This is a genomic window from Paenibacillus xylanexedens, assembly GCF_007680605.1.
Taxonomy (GTDB): domain Bacteria; phylum Bacillota; class Bacilli; order Paenibacillales; family Paenibacillaceae; genus Paenibacillus; species Paenibacillus xylanexedens_B.
Genome location: NZ_VEIO01000001.1, coordinates 428,418 through 446,644, shown reverse-complemented (window position 1 = coordinate 446,644; position 18,227 = coordinate 428,418). Strand labels below are relative to the sequence as shown.

The window sequence follows — 18,227 nt, the reverse complement described above, 5'->3', positions numbered from 1 at the left end:
CTGTTGCCACAACACTTTTTCTATCATAGCACTAATTTGTTAACGCTGTGTAAAGCAAAAGACTCATTTTACATTTTGCTTCTATACGCCTACATTTCTTCTTGAAGTAAACTAGATTTCTTCCTCCTGAATTAATGGTAGGGTGACACGGAAGGTGCTTCCCATGCCCAGTTCACTATTAACCGACACCTTTCCGTGATGTAGCTCCACCAGGTGCTTAACGATAGAGAGTCCAAGTCCCGTTCCTCCCGAATTCCGTGATCGACCTTTGTCTACACGGTAGAAACGTTCAAAGATTCGCGGCAAATCCTTCTTCGGAATACCAATTCCTGTGTCGGAGACCGAGAAAACCACCTGCTCTTCCTCACTCGTCTGATCCATCTTCACCTGGAGCTTCACTCTTCCACCCTCAGGTGTATAATTTATGCCGTTGGATAAGAGATTAATGAAAATCTGCTTCATTTTATCCTCATCCGCTTCAATATACAGTTCCTCCGGTACATTCATTTCCAGACGAATCTGCTTTTTCTCCGCTACCTTGGACAAAGTTCCAAGCACCATTTCGAAGAAGGAATGCACATGCACTGGTGAACATTCCAGCGGTGCACGTTTCGATTCAATCTTGGATAACTCGAGAATATCTCCAATCAAGCGGTTTAGTCGATCACCTTCATCATAAATAATCTGCAGGAAAGAACGTTCCGTTTCCTTATCCTGTACACCGCCGCTTAGTAAGGTTTCTGCAAATCCCTTCACTGCTGCCACAGGTGTTTTGAGTTCATGAGAGACATTGGCCACAAACTCGCTACGCATGGATTCCAATCTGCGAATCGCGGTTACATCCTGGAGCAGGAATAACATTCCCCGATATCCGCCATTGTCTTCCGACATCGGCACGCCATCCAGCCTTATCAACCGTTCTTCCGGGTTAAATACACTTACTTCTTCGTGCATCCGTTCCTGATTAGCTACGCTCTCTTCAATCGTGCGTGTCAGCTCATAATGCCGCTTGAGTTCCGTATAAGGTCTACCTGTAACCTTCACGGCCTGAATGCCGAGCATACGCTCTGCTTCCCGATTAACCAGTGCAATCGACTGCGTTGCATCAATCATGACGATCCCGCCCGTCATATTCGCCAAGACACTTTGAAGCAATGCTTCATTGTCTCGTATGGTTTTGAGTTGGGACTGCAGACTATCTGCCATTCCGTTAATTGCCAGACCCAATTGGCCGATCTCGTCCCTGCGTGTTACTTTTACTCTTGCATCGTACTCCAGCTTCGTAATCCGGTGTGCCACTTTGGTGATATGCTCGATGGGCGATGTTAAACCTCTAGCTACCCGGTAACTGACAAATGCCACAATGAGAAAAAGCAGGCCGAGGGCAGCAAACATAATCATCCATCCGCGTTGCAGTCCTTGATCCACCGCTTGCAAACTCATAGACAGACGAATAAAACCGTCGAATTTGCCACTTGGCATTTCAATCATGTCACTTTGATCCGAATTAACAGGCAGCGCAACATACAGCATGTCCTGGCCTAACGTTGCACTATATCGGATGGACTGTCCAAAAGTCCCTTCCGTAGCCGTCCGGATCTCTTCCCGATTCAGGTGATTATCCATTGTCGCAGGGTCGCTCTCGGAATCGCCGATGACGACACCGTCTTTATTAATAAAGGTTACCCGTGAGTCTGTCAGACGGTCCAGTTCCAACGCCCGATCCGAGTAATATTTCCGTGTTTCGGATGAGGTTGGATTCGAAGCATCGTGAAACGGGAAAGTCGCTTTTAACAAATTAATCTCACGCACCATTGTTTGTTCCAGTGCGGCGATGTGAGTAGTCTTGAAAACTCTGCCCATTGTATACCCTGCGACAATGACGGATACGCCAATGAGCACCATCATGATTAGAGCGAGGCGAACGCGAAACGGTCTCATTAATCTCTTCCTTCTGTTATATTTTAATCCGTTGAACAAAACATTTACATAGCCACTCCGATGACAGAATAACCTGGAGAGTAGCGGTTATCCCCAGATTTTTTGGATTCCCTTTTCCAAAGGGGAAAATCCGGTGATAAAGGCGAAGCTTATGCTTCCGATGCAGCTTTCTTTCAGAAAGCTTTTAGCTCCGCTTTTTCAGGTTTTTTCTGTCCTCTCCGTTCATATGTAAATAAGTGAATATTAAATTCAAATGATGAAAACAAACCTTTATTTATCAATTTATTTCGGTGCGGTCACCGCGTGTCGTTGGATGTGATATGACTAGAAATTCCACATCTTGTGCACTTCGATTTTGCATCTGATGGGGTGCTCCCGGCGGGATTTCGATGCCTTCATGTGTTTCCAGTACATAGGTCTCTCCATTCAGCTCCATACAAGCCTCACCGCTAAGAACAAAAAAGAATTGGCGACTCTTCACATGTACATGCCTTGTTTCTGTCGTGCCTGCGGGCATTCGCTCATGAATCACACTAAGTGTCTCTCCCTGAACCAGATGCCAACCATCACACTGAGCTCCCCATATATAATGTGATGCCTCTTGTTTGCTAATTTTCATATGAGTGCCTCCCGAATATGTTATCCGGTTTATCATATCACATCTAATGAGATATCTTTCCGAGTAAAATGAGCAATACATCTGCCTTCTTCCCCTCTGACTCACTCCATTGCTTTAAAGTCAGACCTGTATAAGGTATCATAGATATATCAACGCAGATACAGACTTTTGTAAATCGCATCTTACAATAGATAGGACTTCAATTTTCCTCCCCTGTCCGGAACCCTCTGCTTATTAGAAAAAAGAAACAAAAAAAGACGGAACGCTAACGATAATTCAGCGTTCCGTCTTTCTCGATACAGCACATATCCTTACCCGTACCGCAATATCAGCAGCACAGGGCATCACCTATCCGTTAACGACTTCGCCGCCGTTCACATGCATCACCTGTCCGCTGACATAAGAAGAGTCATCGGAAGCAAGATATACATAAGCTGGTGCCAGCTCATCCGGTTGTCCAGGACGTTTCATCGGTTGCGTTGCTCCGAATTCACTTACTTTTTGCTCATCAAATGTCGAAGGAATCAGAGGTGTCCAGATCGGGCCAGGGGCTACGGCATTCACACGAATCCCTTTTTCAATCAGATTCATCGACAATGAACGAGTAAAGGATGTAATCGCCCCTTTGGTCGACGAATAATCCAATAACGTCGGGCTTCCCCGATAAGCGGTTATCGATGTTGTGTTAATGACGGTGCTCCCTTGTTTCAGATGGGGCATAGCTGCCTGTGTAACATAAAACATACCAAAGATGTTGGTACGGAACGTTTTTTCCAGTTGCTCCGGTGTAATATCTTCCAGGTTTTGTTGCGGATGTTGCTCAGCCGCATTGTTAACCACGATGTCGAGTTTGCCAAGTTCATCGACTGTCTGTTGCACGCTTTTCTTCGCAAAATTCACATCACCGATGTCACCTGCGATAAGCACACACTTGCGCCCTTCCTGCTCCACCTGACGTTTTGTTTCCTTTGCATCCTCATGTTCACTTAAGTATACAATCGCCACATCCGCGCCTTCCTTGGCATACGTCACAGCAACAGCGCGTCCAATCCCGCTGTCCCCTCCTGTAATCAAAGCCACTTTGTCCATTAGTTTGCCAGCCGCCTTGTACTGCGGCTTCTCGAATTCAGGCTTGGGATTCATCTTGGATTCAATTCCCGGACGCTGATCCTGATGTTGTGCAGGCATCGTTTGTTGTTTTTGCTGGGTAGTGCTTGACATAGTATCTTCTCCTTTCAAAATGAACATGTTTGATTTCAAGAAGACTTGGACACAATCAACATGCTCCCTTGTCTTTCATTCGTCATATGTCTCATTCTGTAGGATGGCATGAACCGACCAGATTATTCTTCTACTGGACAGCAATGCGAACCCACTTATATTACTGTTATTCCTTATTTACCACATATATGGAAATCCAAACTTGCATTTCGTGACAATCTGCTTTTCTCAAATATTCGAAATTTTTTCGAAATTAACCTGTTTCATGATCTAAATAGTGTTCCTAAGCCGATAGGGCTGATGTACAATGTACAATGTAGAGAGCTTTATGCCTCTTTTTTCTCAGTCATCTAGTGCGATTAAGAGCATCACAATATTTGTTCAAGCACTACAACAATCTAATTTGACATGGAGATCTGAACATGGAATCGCATATTACTACATACATTACACTGGTGACCACGTCAGCCGTGCTGAATTTGTTTCTGTGTATGTATACGTACTTCAGAAGAGCCCATTTTCCAAATGCCAACATCTTTATACTGTACACTGCTTCACTGTCCGTATATACCTTCGGATATGCCATTGGTCTCGCCAGTAATACATTGGAACAGATGAAGTTCTGGAATATCATTCAGTATATTGGTATGCCAGTCTCTGCACCGCTTGGTCTGCTTCTCATGATTCATTACACTGGAAAAAAGCTGTCTACATGGCTGACATCAGCCCTGTTCATCATTCCTTCCATTACGGTTTTTCTGGTTGCTACGAATGATTGGCATCATCTCTATTACAAAAGAGTGTGGTTACGTGAGGATAGCACCGTTCCTGTCATGGCGATGGATATCGGTCAATGGTATGTTGTCCATGGTGCCTTTACGTTCTCCTGCCTTTTATGTGCTGGCCTTATCTTGATTGGGCAATGGCGTCACACCAAAAAGATGTATCGTCGTCAACTGCTTACGTTAATTGTTTCGCAAATTATACCGATGGTTGCTGCTTTCGTGTACTTGCTTGGCTTGACACCGTTTGGTTTAGACCCGGTTCCGATCCTGATGTGTGTCACTTCCGCGATGTACATCTGGGCGATTCTGTCCTCCAGACTGCTGACGATTGTGCCCATTGCCAAAGAAAGCATTTTTGAGAGCATGCGTGAAGGGGTTCTTGTCCTGGACAGTTCCTATCGTCTTGTCGATTTCAACAGATCGCTGAGACTGATGTTACCTGAGATTGAAACAACGATGGTTGGACAACCCTTGAATGACATATGGCTTGATCTCGCAGGAGAGACATTTCCCGTTGAATATGGAAGAGAAGGTTTACAAACGGACCTGTACTGGCAATTAAACGGAGAAACCGTCTGTTACCAGGTCAGGACGTCTTATGTATTCAACAAAAATCCTCAAGTTGTCGGTATTCTCATCATGCTAATCGATATTACCGAACAACGCTTTCTACAAGAGCAGTTGAAGCAACTGGCTTATTTCGATGGTTTAACCAAGATATATAATCGGACTCAATTTTTGAACAAAGGAAAGGAATTGCTTCAAGAAGCCCGGCTTAATCTTCAACCCGTCTCCTTCATCTTGTTTGACATCGATCACTTTAAGCAGATCAACGATACCTATGGACACGATGTGGGAGATCAGGCCATCATTCATGTAGTATCTGTGTGCAATCGTTATTTAGATACGGAGATGTTATTCGCCCGGTACGGAGGAGAAGAATTTGTTATCGCTCTGCCGAACACGCCACTTCAGGAAGCCTATGCTCTTGCAGAACAGTTGCGAATCGCATTGTTAAATCAACCGCTCGACCTAGAGGACAAGTCCATTCCGATCACTTCCAGCTTTGGCGTATCTCAAATCAGCAGTGAGACGGACACCCTTGAATCCTTGCTACGTGACGCTGATCATGCGTTATATGAGTCCAAACGGAATGGCCGAAATGCTGTACGAGTTCATGCTGCAAGTGTTCGTTCATTATGAGTAGCGGGGTTAAATTCTTGGCAGTCATTTCATAAAAGATCACAAAACAAACAGACAGCCTATGCAGGCTGTCTGTTTGTATGTCTGTCTATACGGTTTGATTCAAGAGAAACGGTCGTGACTTACCCCACATGACTGTAAACGTACATGTTTCCTTAGTCATAGCTTCAGCACTATCACTCGTCTTGGGCATGTGCAAACGCTTCACCTTATACTCGTAGTTATAGTCTTAGCATCAGCATTAGAGCATGAAGCCGTTTATTTCTCCTGTTAAAAAATCGATCTGTCCACCATGAGGTACACCATGATGAGCAAGAACACGGCAAGCAACGTACTGAACGTACGAATCTTGCTTTGGTATGGTGTTACATCCTTATTATTTTTTACACCTTCTGCGGCAAGACGTAACGGTTTACCCATAATTCCGCCAATGGCTGCAATTGCGAGAAGAAGTACAACGACAACAGCCATCCAGATGTGGGAGTAATTCCCCTTTGTCATCAGATAACCACCTGTAAGGAGCTGAATAACAAGTGCATACTGTGCAACTTTGTTTAAGGAACGAAGTGACGCGAATGCTCCCTCCTGTGCTGGCAAGCTCAATGTGCGAATTTTACCGACCACGAATGGCAAAATCAGATAAAATCCCATGGCCAGTGCTCCGACGATATGGAGCAAATACATAATCATTGTCAAAATTTTCATCCTCCTCAACATATTCGCTGTGCTGTATATCACATTTTATTATACTGGGGAACTTATCCAAAGAAAAGAAAACCTCCGTATTTACGGAGGTTTTCTCACTTTTCATGTTCAAAAAGTCTTCAAAACTTAAATATTAACGATTGAAATGACGTTACGCACCGAATCTGCAGACGTATCAAGTGCTGCTTTTTCTTCCGCCGTCAACTCCAGTTCGAAAATCTTCTCAATTCCGTTGCCTCCCAGAATGGTTGGCACACCGAGGAACAGATCTTGATATCCGTACTCACCTTCAAGATAAGCGATAACTGGAATAATGCGTTTTTTGTCCTTCAAAATGGCCTCCGTCATCTGAACCAGTGAAGCTGCCGGAGCATAGTATGCACTGCCATTACCCAGCAGGTTAACGATCTCACCGCCGCCTACACGGGTACGTTGCACAATCGCATCAATGCGATCCGCCGGAATCAGGGTATCGATGGGAATGCCGCCTACACTCGAATAACGAACAAGCGGTACCATATCGTCACCGTGACCGCCAAGCACAAAACCACGTACATCCTCTACGGATACGTTCAACTCCTGCGCAATGAACGTACAGTATCGGGCGGTATCGAGAACACCCGACTGTCCGATCACACGATTTTTGGGAAAACCGAGTGTCTGATACGCTACATATGTCATTGCATCTACCGGGTTGCTCAGAATAATGACAATGGACTCAGGGCAATATGTTTTCACATTTTCACACACGGACTTCACGATACCTGCATTCGTATTCACCAGATCGTCACGGCTCATGCCCGGTTTGCGGGCAATTCCGGCTGTAATGATCACAATGTCCGAACCAGCTGTATCCTCGTAGTTGGAAGTTCCCACGATATGACTGTCGAACCCTTGCACAGGGCTAGCCTCCAGCAGATCGAGTGCTTTACCCTTGGTCGGATTCTCCAGTTGAGGAATATCAACCAGAACAACATCCCCGAGTTCCTTCTGGGCAAGCATCAGTGCAGTTGTAGCACCGGTAAAACCGGCGCCAACGACTGTGATTTTTTTGCGCTGAATAGTCACGATTCACATCTCCCCTTACAGGTTTTTGTTACAGGTTGCTAATGATTTGATCAGCGAATTCGGAACATTTCACTTCTGTTGCGCCGTCCATCAGACGTGCAAAGTCATAGGTTACCGTTTTATTGTTAATGGATGTTTCCATGCCTTTGTAGATCAGGTTAGCCGCTTCTTGCCAGCCCAGGTGCTCAAGCAACATTACGCCGGAGAGGATTACGGAACCAGGGTTCACGACATCTTTATCCGCGTATTTAGGTGCAGTACCGTGTGTTGCTTCGAAGATAGCATGTCCAGTTACGTAGTTGATGTTCGCACCAGGTGCGATACCAATTCCGCCAACTTGCGCTGCAAGAGCATCGGACAGATAGTCACCGTTCAGGTTCAATGTAGCGATTACATCGAATTCAGCTGGACGAGTCAATACTTGTTGCAGAGCGATATCAGCGATAGCATCTTTTACGATGATTTTGCCAGCATCTTCAGCTGCTTTTTGAGCGGCATTGGCTGCATCTGTACCGTCTTTTTCTTTGATTACATCGTATTGTGCCCAAGTGAACACTTTATCGCCGAATTCTTCTTCGGCTACTTCATAACCCCAGTTTTTGAAGGCACCTTCAGTAAACTTCATGATGTTACCTTTGTGTACCAGTGTAACACTCTTACGGTTGTGGTCGATCGCGTATTGAACCGCTGCACGAACCAAACGTTTGGAACCTTCGGAAGATACCGGCTTGATTCCGATACCGGAAGTTTCAGGGAAACGAATTTTGTTAACGCCCATTTCCTGTTGCAGGAACTGGATTACTTTTTTCACTTCTGCAGAACCTTCAGCGTACTCGATACCTGCATAGATATCCTCTGTGTTTTCACGGAAAATAACCATATCTACCAATTCAGGACGTTTAACCGGGGAAGGTACGCCATCGAAATAACGTACAGGACGCAGGCAAGTGTACAGGTCAAGCTCTTGACGCAGTGCCACGTTCAGGGAACGGATACCGCCGCCGATTGGCGTAGTCAGAGGTCCTTTGATTGCTACGATGTACTCACGAATCGCTTCGAGCGTATCGTTCGGCAACCACTCTCCGTATGTATTGAATGCTTTCTCACCAGCAAACACTTCATACCAAGCAATTTTTTTAGTACCGTTATATGCTTTTTCTACCGCTGCATCCAGAACGCGTACAGAAGCTTTCCAGATGTCACGGCCTGTACCGTCACCTTCGATGAATGGAATGATTGGATTATTAGGTACTTGAAGCGTACCGTTGTCAATTTGAATTTTTTCGCCTTCAGTTGGGAGTGCAAATTTTTCCAATTTCATAATTACAATTCCTCCTAAGTTTTGGTTTCACAGTATGAAGCATACCACATTTTTGCAGGAAGGAAGGGCTGTCTCCACTCGGCAGTATAGCCTCGTATTCACAAGCCCCTCACCTCATCTATATGATTATACTGTTTTTGCTAAAGTTTAGCGAAGATCGATGGAAACATATTTCTGATCTGTTGGGCCAGTGTACTCGGCACGCGGACGGATAATGCGGTTATCTGCAAGTTGCTCCAGAATATGCGCTGTCCAACCGGACACACGGCTGATCGCAAAGATCGGTGTGAACAATTCCTGATCAATCTTCAGTTGAGTGTAAACGGAAGCGGAATAGAAATCGACATTTGGCTTCAAACCTTTTTGACCGGTCACGATTTCTTCAATCTTCACGGACATCTCATACAAACGGGTATCGTTGTTCATCTCACCCAGTTCTTTGGACATCTTCTGCAAATGCTTCGCACGTGGGTCGCCGTTTTTGTATACACGGTGTCCAAAGCCCATGATTTTCTCACGGTTATTCAGTTTTTCCTGAATAGCCGCTTCCAGACGATCCGGTGTACCGATCTCGTCCAGCATTTTCATAACCGCTTCGTTTGCACCACCATGCAGAGGCCCTTTGAGTGCACCGATCGCAGAAGTTACGCCTGAGTAAATATCAGACAGGGTCGCTACCGTAACGCGGGCAGCAAATGTCGAAGCATTCAGCTCGTGATCTGCATGCAGAACAAGTGCTTGATCAAGTGCTTTTACCGCGGTTTCGGACGGCTCTTCTCCTGTCATCATGTATAAAAAGTTCTCAGCGATGGAAGCGCCTTCTTTTGGAGCCACAGGCTCTTGCCCCTTACGAATACGTGAGATCGCCGCTACAATGGTTGGCAATTGCGCTTGCAGCTTCACCGCTTTGTTTTCGTTCGCAGCTTCTGTCATCTCGTCGGCTTGCTCATCATAGAGCGCAAGTGCGGAGACTGCAGAGCGTAGAGCTGCCATCGTGCTGATGTGTTTTGGATACAACTTGATTTGGGCGATCAATTCGCTTGGAATCGGTGCATAATCGCTCAGACTTTTACGAAGTGACTTCAGTTCATCTGCTGTTGGCAACTTGCCAAACCAGAGCAGATAAGCAACTTCTTCAAAACTTGCATGTTCAGCCAAATCATCGATATCGTATCCACGGTATGTAAGCACACCGTCTACAATAGAGCTGATCGAAGAGGTTGTTGCAACGATGCCTTCCAGACCTTTGGTAGCTGTCATATTACATCTCTCCTTTAATAAGCGAAATCAGAAATCATTCTAAGTCATATCAGTGCCGAAGTGCACCTAACCTCTTTTGTAAACCGTTTCATTTTAAAAATGACCTAAGTTGTCAAAATTCGGTTTTCTTATCTGTCAATCGGTATTTACTTATATCATCATACTGGATTTTGTCGTTTATGTGAACATGATGAGAGTTCATTCGCACATCAAACATATTTATCGGAGTGATAAAGCATTTTTGAAAACCTTTACACAAGCAAGGTTGACATTTAATGTGTATTAAACAATTCATGTCATTAGCGAATTCAAACAAAAATATAGTCACAAAATCTATTGCTATAATTTGTAAACCTCAGGCATACTTTAGGCAGACGATGTACATAGTAGCATTCCAGCACATAATTGCAGACTGTTCTTATTGCGTTTCAAAAGCTTACGATTGCTCTATATTAATAAGATAAGCTCTTGACTGAATAAAGGAGAGTTGAACCTTGGATCGAATCATTCTCAAACGTCTGCTTCGCGGTCTGTGGGTTATTGTGGCTACCTTTCTGATCGCTGTAGCCGTATATCTGTTGTTCCCGCTTTTATATCCTTTTGTTATTGCCTGGATTATCGCCTATGCCATGAATCCGCTCGTAAAGTTGCTCCAGAACAGACTTCGTTTTCCGCGCTGGTTAGCAGTAACCTTGTCACTCCTATTGTATTTTGGAGCAATCGCTGTAATTTTATCTGCGGCTGTTACTCGTATGGTTAAAGAAGTCATTTCACTAACCACCAGTTTCGACCTGCATGTGGATGAAATCAAAGAAACGTTTGTACGCTGGACACAAAACGATACAATCCAGAGTTTGATAGCGCAGATTAACGATTTTTACAAAGAAAACCCGAATTATCAAGAAACCATTAACAGCAACATAAGCAAAACAACAGAGACCGTCGGATCAGCAGTAAGTGACCTCGTTACTGGTTTTTTCAACCTGATTCTAAACCTGCTGACCTCGCTACCTAATATGGGTGCAGTTCTCATCGTGGTGCTGCTATCTACCTTTTTCATTAGCAAAGGCTGGACACGTCACAGCATTACCGTCTCTGGCTGGGTTCCGTCCGCAGTTCGCAAACCGATCTCTGATATCTGGAATGATCTCAAAAAAGCTCTCTTTGGTTATGTACGCGCACAGCTGATCATGATCTCGATTACCGCTCTGTTCGTCATGATTGGACTGCTCATCCTTCAAGTGAAGTCAGCGTTCACGATCGCTCTGCTGATTGGTCTGGTTGACCTTCTTCCATATCTCGGTGTAGGTCTGGTGATGGTGCCTTGGGCGGCCTATTTGTTCATGAATGGAGATATCTATCTTGGCATCGGTATTAGTGTGATCTATCTTATCCTGCTTATTGCCCGGCAGATCATTGAACCGAAAGTTCTTGCCAGTAGTGTTGGTCTAGACCCACTTGCAACGTTAGTAGGCATGTTTGTTGGTTTAAAGCTGTTTGGCGTGTTAGGCCTCATTATCGGTCCAGTCAGTCTTGTGATCCTCGATGCCTTTAATCGTGCCAATGTACTTCGTGACCTCAGGACCTATATTATTAACGGCAGAGTCCGATGAGTCTGATTGAAGAGCTTAACCACCATCGTGCTCCAGTTAAACTAATGCAAAAAAAGTCTCCGTTCCAAGCAGAAGTTGTCTGCAGAACGGAGACTTTTGTTTTTAACGAGATAGATGCTCTCTTATTTCGGACGGCGATAAAATGTAATGCTGCCGTTTCTCATCTTTTTCTCCAACCAGCCCAGGAAGAATAACCGATATACCGGACGTGTTAATGGAAATACTAACGTAAAACCGATGAGATCGGTCACAAAACCAGGGATCAACAGCAGAAATCCGCCGACAAAAACAAAAAGGCCGTCGACCATTTTCCGCCCAGGCACCTTACCGCGCTCCATCTCCTGCTTGGCATCCATTAATACCTTTCGCCCTTCAAACTGCAACATGGCTATACCAATCAAGGACGTGAGAATCATAAGAAGCAATGTTTTTCCGGCTCCGATCCAATCACTCATCAGAATGAAACCAAACAGCTCAATCACCGGAATTAATAAAAGTAAAGCCCACATCCATTTTCGCATTGATATGTTACTCCTTTCCTGAAAACCACACCTTTTCAAGCGCGCTGTATAGCTCTGAAAAGACCTTATCCAGTCTAACAGGCTTCCAGTCTGTATTCACCCACACATGCTGGGTAGATCCCGTCACCAATCGTTCACCTGGGAGTGATTCATCATGTGCCCACACCCGTTCGCCGACAGCGAGTGAAGCATCATGTTCCTCAGGCATACGTCTGATGTCGTACTCGTAATTCAGGCGCAGGCCGCTAAAAGCAGTAATTCGAGTGAAAATGATGATCTCATCATCGTACCGCGCCGGTTTATGATACTTCACATCCAGACCGGTTACAGGAAGCAACAGTGCCTGTTCCTCCATTTTACGATATGTATACCCCATTTGGCGAATCATCTCGGTACGACCGATCTCGAACCAGTTCAGGTAGTTCGCATGATAGACAACACCCATCTGGTCACTTTCCTGATAACGTACACGAAGACGGGCTGTATACCAGTTACCATTACTTTCTTTTTGCACGTTCTCACCCTCCTTGGCTCTACCATTCATACGCTTCAAATCACAGAATCGTGTCATGAAGATGGAAAAAAAGCAACGGGACATCAAGCCCCATTGCTTCTTTCATGTTACTTACCGAATCATACGCTAAAATTAAGCGTTGTTTGGAATTTGGCTTACTTTGATCAGGTTTGTAGAACCGGAGCGGCCCAGAGGTACACCTGCTGTAATCACAACCAGGTCTCCTTCTTTAACCAGTCCAGATTTTACGCCACCTTCAATTGCATTTTCGAACAAAGCATCCGTAGAATCAACCAATCTGCCTTTAACAGGAGTTACACCCCATGCCAGTGCCAAACGACGGGAAGTTCTGTCTTCTGTCGTTACAGCGATGATTGGAGCTTCTGGACGATATTTAGAGATCATACGTGCGGTATGTCCGGATTCTGTCGAAGTGATGATCGCTTTTGCGTTCAAATCTTGAGCGGACAGAGCAACGGATTGACTGATCGCTTCAGTAACCGTTGTTTGTTGTGCAACACGTTGTTTCAGATACAGCTCTTGGTAAGGCAGAGCAGATTCTGCTTTTTCTGCGATACGGGACATGGTCAGCACGGACTCTACCGGATATTTACCGGCAGCTGTCTCACCGGACAACATGATTGCATCTGTACCGTCAAAAATTGCGTTTGCTACGTCACTTGCTTCCGCACGAGTCGGACGCGGGTTACGTTGCATCGAATCCAGCATTTGTGTAGCTGTAATAACCGGTTTACCCGCAACATTACATTTTTCGATCATGCGTTTTTGTACCAGTGGTACTTCTTCCGCAGGGATTTCTACGCCCAGGTCTCCACGAGCAACCATCAGGCCGTCAGACACTTCAAGGATTTCGTCCAGGTTGTCAACACCTTGTTGGTTTTCGATTTTGGAGATAATTTGAATGTGACCTGCATTATGTTTTTCAAGCAATTCACGAATTTCAAGCACGTCGCTTGCTTTACGAACGAAAGAAGCTGCGATGAAATCGATACCTTGTTCGATACCAAACACGATATCGTTAGCATCTTTTTCAGTGATGCCCGGCAGGGAAATCGCAACGCCTGGAACGTTAACACCTTTTTTGCTTTTGATCGTACCGCCGTTAACGATACGGCATTTGATCTCAGTGCCTTGTACTTCTACCACAGTCAGTCCGATCAGACCGTCGTCGATCAGAATTGTAGATCCCGCTTCAACATCTTTAGGAAGATCTGCATACGTAATGGAAAGACGATCTTTGGTTCCCAGAATTTCTTCTGTCGTCAAAGTGATGTACTCGTCCTGAACCAGTTCAATAGGCTCAACTTCCAGTTTACCCGTGCGAATTTCCGGTCCTTTGGTGTCCAGCAGGATCGCTACAGTTTTGTTCAGCTCTTCACATGCTTGGCGAATCGCAACGATCCGTCCGCCGTGCTCATCGAAATCACCGTGGGAGAAGTTCAGACGGGCTACGTTCATGCCAGCCATAATCAGTTTCTTGGTATTCTCCAGGGATTCACTGGATGGGCCAATCGTACATACAATTTTCGTTTTGCGCATTTTGGGTTTCCTCCGATTTTAAAGGTCTAACTTTATATCTCTATTTTTCTTTTTCCAACTATTAAATTTACTATACTTTTAGTCATTTGTATAGGAAATTCGTCACATCATTCTGCATTTCCCGACAAATTTCTCACAGGTTCTGCTTCTAGCGGCTGTTCCGATGCTTCCACTTGGACAGATTCTGCTCCGGTTTGTGGTTCTACTTTACCAGCAGACTCAGTTTCTTCAGTAGGTTCTACCGCAGAGGCTGGTGCTTCAAAGGTTACTGAACCGATTTTGCGGAATTTCTCGTAGCGATCCTGCTTTAATTGCTCCGCACTCCACCCTTTCATCTCTTCCAGATGACGAACAAGAGCTTCGGAGATCGCCGCTGCAGCTGTATCGTAATCCTGGTGAGCCCCGCCGCGCGGCTCAGGGATAATCTCTTCGATAACATCCATCTCCAGCAGGTCTTTCGCTGTAATTTTCATCGCCTCAGCAGCCTGATCTGCCTTCGATGCATCCTTCCACAGAATAGAAGCAGCACCATTCGGAGAAATTGCCGAGTAGATGGCATGTTCAAGCATAAGCACACGGTTACCTACAGCCATAGCCAAGGCACCGCCACTTCCACCTTCACCAATAACAACAACAATGACTGGAACGGACAGCTTAGCCATCTCCAGCAAATTACGGGCAATCGCTTCCGATTGACCTCTCTCTTCTGCAGTATTACCCGGATACGCTCCTTTAGTATCAACAAACGTAATAATCGGGCGGCCAAATTTGTCAGCCTGTTTCATCAGACGTAGCCCTTTACGGAAACCTTCCGGGTGAGCACTTCCAAAAAAGCGGGCGATATTATCTTTCGTGTCTTTTCCGCGTTGTTGTCCAAGAACCGTTACGGTCTGTCCATTCAGCTTGGCAAGTCCACCAACCACCGCAAGGTCGTCGCCGAACATACGGTCACCGTGCAATTCGGTAAAATCGGTAAAAATAAGCTGAATCAGGTCGAGCGCGGTTGGCCGTTGCTGGTGACGAGCCAAATGCATCTTCTGAGCCGGTGTTATGTTGGTGTAAATCTCTTCTTCAAGTCTATGATAACGTTCTTCCAGACGGGCGATTTCTTCGGTGAAATCAATTCCCTTCTCCTGTCCAAACTGAACGAGTTCTTCAATTTTTTTGCGCATCTCAATCAGAGGCGCTTCATATGGCAAACCACCCGCCATTTAGACCCCTCCCTTTTCACTATGCATATCGAGAAGCTTGCCAAGGGTTGTCCGAAGTTCTTTCCGGTGAACAACCATATCCAGCTGACCGTGCTGGAGGTTGAATTCTGCGGTCTGGAAATCATCCGGCAACTTCTGACGGATCGTTTGTTCAATAACAATTCTGCCCGCAAAACCAAATACCGCACCAGGTTCAGCGATAATAATATCGCCAAGGCTCGCGAAACTAGCCGAAACCCCGCCTGTCGTCGGATCGGTAATTACGGAAATATAGAGCCCGCCTTGCTCGTCCAAACGCGCTAAAGCCGCACTCGTTTTCGCCATCTGCATCAGACTCAGGATACTCTCCTGCATCCGGGCACCGCCTGAAGTAGAGAAAATAATCAAAGGAAGCTTCTTCTCAATAGCATGTTCAACCGCACGGGTGATCTTCTCTCCGACAACGGATCCCATACTGCCTGTGAAGAAATCAAAGCTCATCACGGCGACAACAACTGGCAGACCTTCAATCGTGCCTTCTCCCGTAATAACAGCTTCTTTCAAACCGGACTTCAGACGTTGCTGCTCCAACTTGTTGCTGTATCCCGGGAATCCGAGTGGATCAACCGAAACCATATCGGCATCATGCTCAACAAAACCTTCTTCATCGAGCACCATGGCAATTCGCTCCATCGCGTTAAGACGCATATGGTAGCCGCAGGCAGGACATACTTTCAGGTTTTTCTCCAGTTCCTTGCTATATTGAATGGTGCCGCACTTGCTGCACTTGTTCATGAGTCCTTCAGGTATTTCGCGTTTTGGGCGCTCGACGGCTTCCTGCCGTTCACCTGGATTTGCACGCTCGGAAGGTATGGTAGCGTACTTCCGTTTCTTTTGGAATATATCTTTGAACACAACTACACCTCTCCAGCCAATAATTTGATGGCCGCAGGCTACAGTCCGCTGTAACAATCAGCTTGATCTGCATGCTGCGGTGAACCGCTTACGCTTATAACTCATGCAAAGACTTATACCTTAACTAGCATTCAGAACAAAATTCCTCCGATATAAGGCAAAAATCAACGGCTACTCTCCGCAAAATTGATGTTACCTGCAATAACCGATTAACAAAAAAAGAAGGAAGGACAGTAGCATTACACACATGCAAGTCGATTCCTCTTTCCGCTTTCGCGGTAAGTCCCTTATGTACCAGTGGTACTTTTTGTTATCTGCCAAGGCACTTCAATATCGAGAATCAGGAATGCAGAATGGAATTCAACACTTCCTGAACCTCTTCCAATTCCCCAGAAGGGACGCGAATCTCATATTGTTGCTTGGATAAACTGATGGGACGGGTCTGTACCAGAAAACCTTCTTCCGAAAGCTTGGTCTTGATCTTGTCCGCAACCTTTGCTGTCGGCGCAATGTAAATCACCGTCCACATGCCATGTCCGCCCCCTAAGCTAATGTTCAGAGCCCGTATATTGGACTAATGATACCATACCTCCGTTTTTTTCTGCAAGGAAGGGTTGAAGACCTTTCAGGAGAAAATCGGATGATTCGGGACATTGACCCCTGCTTGGCAAGCCAAATGGTCATGGTCATGTGATATAAATCGCAGACTTTTCCTAACAGGCAAAAACCTTACAGGGCAGCCTTAGCCGCCCTTAATCCTATGGGACAGATTGAGATGGTAACCACAGTATTCTGTTGGTATTAATGGATTTTACAGGTCGGAAGAGTATTTCTTGGCTTTAATATTTTTGTGTGCAATCCGCGCGGAGGCAGCTGCAGCAAGACCTGCAACCAGATCATCCAGGAACACATGAACGGCCGATTTTTGTTCATTCAAATCATGAATCACACCTATTTTTTCCTTGTCCAGATAGCCAAAACTGGTTAAACCAATCATGCCGTAGACATGCGTTATCCCTAAAGCCAGAGTCTCGTCCACTCCATAGAGTGACTCATCCGCCTCCATTATCGCTTGCAGCGGTTGGGGCAGAAGCTTTTTTTCAGCCAGTTCGTCAAGTGCAATGCCCGTGTACAGTGTGTACTGTACCTCTCTTTTTTGCAAAACGGATTTTACGCTGGTTACGCAGTCGTCCATGGTCAATTCCGGGTGGTACCCTTTCTGCAAACGATATACAATTTCTGCGATAGCATCAATGTGTACACCTCGCCGGGCCAGCATAGCTTCCGCGATCTCATATGACATATCTCGACCTCCCGCATCAATCCCCCGAGAACTTCAAGGTTCTTCGGTGTTCTCAAGTGTATGCAGTGAACTTCCAAAATGTTCATAAAATGTGCGAATGTACACGCACGAGTGAACGTTACGCTATACCGATCTTCTGTTGGCAAGCATGTGCAAGTATAGCTGACGACCATTGGTTAAATTTTCAAACAGGTCATCTTCTCATCTTGCAGTTTCATTTAGAGATGCATATAAATCAGGAGAGAGATTCTAGTAACCAGGGCGAACACAATTCCTCATAAAATAGAATTTCCCGGCGCATTTTGCTGTTTTTCACCGGAATAACCATTCTCGTGATTATTACAACTGGCAATATGTGCATTCGCGCAAAGGCTTCTGGTGAACGATAGTACTCAGCCGAAGGGACACATGTTTGGCAGAACTTTTATAAAAAAAAGCATGTCCACCGTTTTCTATCATGTAAACGGTGGACATGCTCTTGCTAAAGG

At 45.4% G+C, this 18,227-nt stretch carries 16 protein-coding genes; 2 read left to right on the top strand and 14 right to left on the bottom strand.

Annotated features, from left to right (window positions below; genetic code table 11):
- Positions 1-111 precede the first annotated feature (111 nt).
- From pnpS to FS818_RS02210, 3 genes are all read right to left on the bottom strand, one after another.
- Positions 112-1,941 carry a two-component system histidine kinase PnpS gene (gene pnpS / locus FS818_RS02220; RefSeq protein ID WP_145329189.1) on the bottom strand — a complete coding sequence of 610 codons (1,830 nt, stop codon included), beginning with the start codon at positions 1,939-1,941 and terminating at the stop codon, positions 112-114.
- A 277-nt stretch (positions 1,942-2,218) separates the two neighbouring features.
- Entirely contained in the window at positions 2,219-2,560 is a 342-nt protein-coding gene (locus tag FS818_RS02215; RefSeq protein ID WP_145329187.1) for a cupin domain-containing protein, read from the bottom strand.
- A 348-nt stretch (positions 2,561-2,908) separates the two neighbouring features.
- Positions 2,909-3,781, bottom strand: a complete 873-nt coding sequence (locus FS818_RS02210) for an SDR family oxidoreductase (protein WP_186331518.1) — start codon at positions 3,779-3,781, stop codon at positions 2,909-2,911.
- A gap of 422 nt (positions 3,782-4,203) precedes the next feature.
- On the opposite strand from FS818_RS02210, the gene FS818_RS02205 reads away from it, so the two are divergent.
- Positions 4,204-5,769 carry a histidine kinase N-terminal 7TM domain-containing diguanylate cyclase gene (locus FS818_RS02205; RefSeq protein WP_145329183.1) on the top strand — a complete coding sequence of 522 codons (1,566 nt, stop codon included), beginning with the start codon at positions 4,204-4,206 and terminating at the stop codon, positions 5,767-5,769.
- Positions 5,770-6,039: 270 nt separating this feature from the next.
- Here FS818_RS02205 and FS818_RS02200 read toward each other — a convergent pair whose 3' ends face one another.
- The 4 genes from FS818_RS02200 to citZ form a co-directional block, all read right to left on the bottom strand.
- A complete protein-coding gene (locus FS818_RS02200; protein WP_145329181.1) occupies positions 6,040-6,465 on the bottom strand; it encodes a hypothetical protein in 426 nt (141 codons plus the stop codon).
- Between the two features lie 135 nt (positions 6,466-6,600).
- Positions 6,601-7,542, bottom strand: coding sequence for a malate dehydrogenase (gene mdh, locus FS818_RS02195; RefSeq protein ID WP_145329179.1), 942 nt, complete (start codon positions 7,540-7,542; stop codon positions 6,601-6,603).
- A gap of 28 nt (positions 7,543-7,570) precedes the next feature.
- Entirely contained in the window at positions 7,571-8,863 is a 1,293-nt protein-coding gene (gene icd / locus FS818_RS02190; protein WP_145329177.1) for an NADP-dependent isocitrate dehydrogenase, read from the bottom strand.
- 147 nt (positions 8,864-9,010) lie between these two features.
- Positions 9,011-10,123: a citrate synthase gene (gene citZ, locus FS818_RS02185; protein WP_123064199.1), complete on the bottom strand. Its 1,113-nt coding sequence runs from the start codon at positions 10,121-10,123 to the stop codon at positions 9,011-9,013.
- A 494-nt stretch (positions 10,124-10,617) separates the two neighbouring features.
- Here citZ and ytvI point away from each other — a divergent pair, with 494 nt between their 5' ends.
- On the top strand, positions 10,618-11,736 hold the full coding sequence (gene ytvI / locus FS818_RS02180) for a sporulation integral membrane protein YtvI (RefSeq protein WP_145329175.1): 1,119 nt from the start codon (positions 10,618-10,620) through the stop codon (positions 11,734-11,736).
- Positions 11,737-11,858: 122 nt separating this feature from the next.
- Here ytvI and FS818_RS02175 read toward each other — a convergent pair whose 3' ends face one another.
- The 7 genes from FS818_RS02175 to FS818_RS02145 all read right to left on the bottom strand — a co-directional run bounded on the left by FS818_RS02175 (position 11,859) and on the right by FS818_RS02145 (position 17,739).
- Complete coding sequence (locus tag FS818_RS02175) at positions 11,859-12,263, bottom strand: FxsA family protein (protein ID WP_090920522.1); 405 nt, start codon at positions 12,261-12,263, stop codon at positions 11,859-11,861.
- 1 nt (position 12,264) lies between these two features.
- The gene (locus FS818_RS02170; protein ID WP_145332718.1) at positions 12,265-12,801 is read right to left on the bottom strand and encodes an acyl-CoA thioesterase; all 537 of its coding nucleotides are present in this window, start codon (positions 12,799-12,801) and stop codon (positions 12,265-12,267) included.
- Positions 12,802-12,903: 102 nt separating this feature from the next.
- Positions 12,904-14,331, bottom strand: a complete 1,428-nt coding sequence (gene pyk / locus FS818_RS02165; RefSeq protein WP_090920229.1) for a pyruvate kinase — start codon at positions 14,329-14,331, stop codon at positions 12,904-12,906.
- A 107-nt stretch (positions 14,332-14,438) separates the two neighbouring features.
- Entirely contained in the window at positions 14,439-15,542 is a 1,104-nt protein-coding gene (locus FS818_RS02160; RefSeq protein ID WP_145329173.1) for an acetyl-CoA carboxylase carboxyltransferase subunit alpha, read from the bottom strand.
- Positions 15,543-16,436, bottom strand: a complete 894-nt coding sequence (gene accD / locus FS818_RS02155) for an acetyl-CoA carboxylase, carboxyltransferase subunit beta (protein ID WP_145332717.1) — start codon at positions 16,434-16,436, stop codon at positions 15,543-15,545. It abuts the gene before it with no gap.
- 340 nt (positions 16,437-16,776) lie between these two features.
- Entirely contained in the window at positions 16,777-16,965 is a 189-nt protein-coding gene (locus tag FS818_RS02150) for a glutamate decarboxylase (protein ID WP_090920220.1), read from the bottom strand.
- A 282-nt stretch (positions 16,966-17,247) separates the two neighbouring features.
- The gene (locus FS818_RS02145) at positions 17,248-17,739 is read right to left on the bottom strand and encodes a phosphatidylglycerophosphatase A family protein (RefSeq protein ID WP_145329171.1); all 492 of its coding nucleotides are present in this window, start codon (positions 17,737-17,739) and stop codon (positions 17,248-17,250) included.
- Positions 17,740-18,227: the final 488 nt, after the last annotated feature.

Coding starts and splice junctions, on each gene's coding strand:
- pnpS (WP_145329189.1), bottom strand. CDS start 1,941: ATGAGACCGTTTCGCGTTCGCCTCGCTCTAATCATGATGGTGCTCATT.
- FS818_RS02215 (WP_145329187.1), bottom strand. CDS start 2,560: ATGAAAATTAGCAAACAAGAGGCATCACATTATATATGGGGAGCTCAG.
- FS818_RS02210 (WP_186331518.1), bottom strand. CDS start 3,781: ATGTCAAGCACTACCCAGCAAAAACAACAAACGATGCCTGCACAACAT.
- FS818_RS02205 (WP_145329183.1), top strand. CDS start 4,204: ATGGAATCGCATATTACTACATACATTACACTGGTGACCACGTCAGCC.
- icd (WP_145329177.1), bottom strand. CDS start 8,863: ATGAAATTGGAAAAATTTGCACTCCCAACTGAAGGCGAAAAAATTCAA.
- citZ (WP_123064199.1), bottom strand. CDS start 10,123: ATGACAGCTACCAAAGGTCTGGAAGGCATCGTTGCAACAACCTCTTCG.
- FS818_RS02170 (WP_145332718.1), bottom strand. CDS start 12,801: ATGAATGGTAGAGCCAAGGAGGGTGAGAACGTGCAAAAAGAAAGTAAT.
- pyk (WP_090920229.1), bottom strand. CDS start 14,331: ATGCGCAAAACGAAAATTGTATGTACGATTGGCCCATCCAGTGAATCC.
- FS818_RS02160 (WP_145329173.1), bottom strand. CDS start 15,542: ATGGCGGGTGGTTTGCCATATGAAGCGCCTCTGATTGAGATGCGCAAA.
- FS818_RS02150 (WP_090920220.1), bottom strand. CDS start 16,965: ATGTGGACGGTGATTTACATTGCGCCGACAGCAAAGGTTGCGGACAAG.
- FS818_RS02145 (WP_145329171.1), bottom strand. CDS start 17,739: ATGTCATATGAGATCGCGGAAGCTATGCTGGCCCGGCGAGGTGTACAC.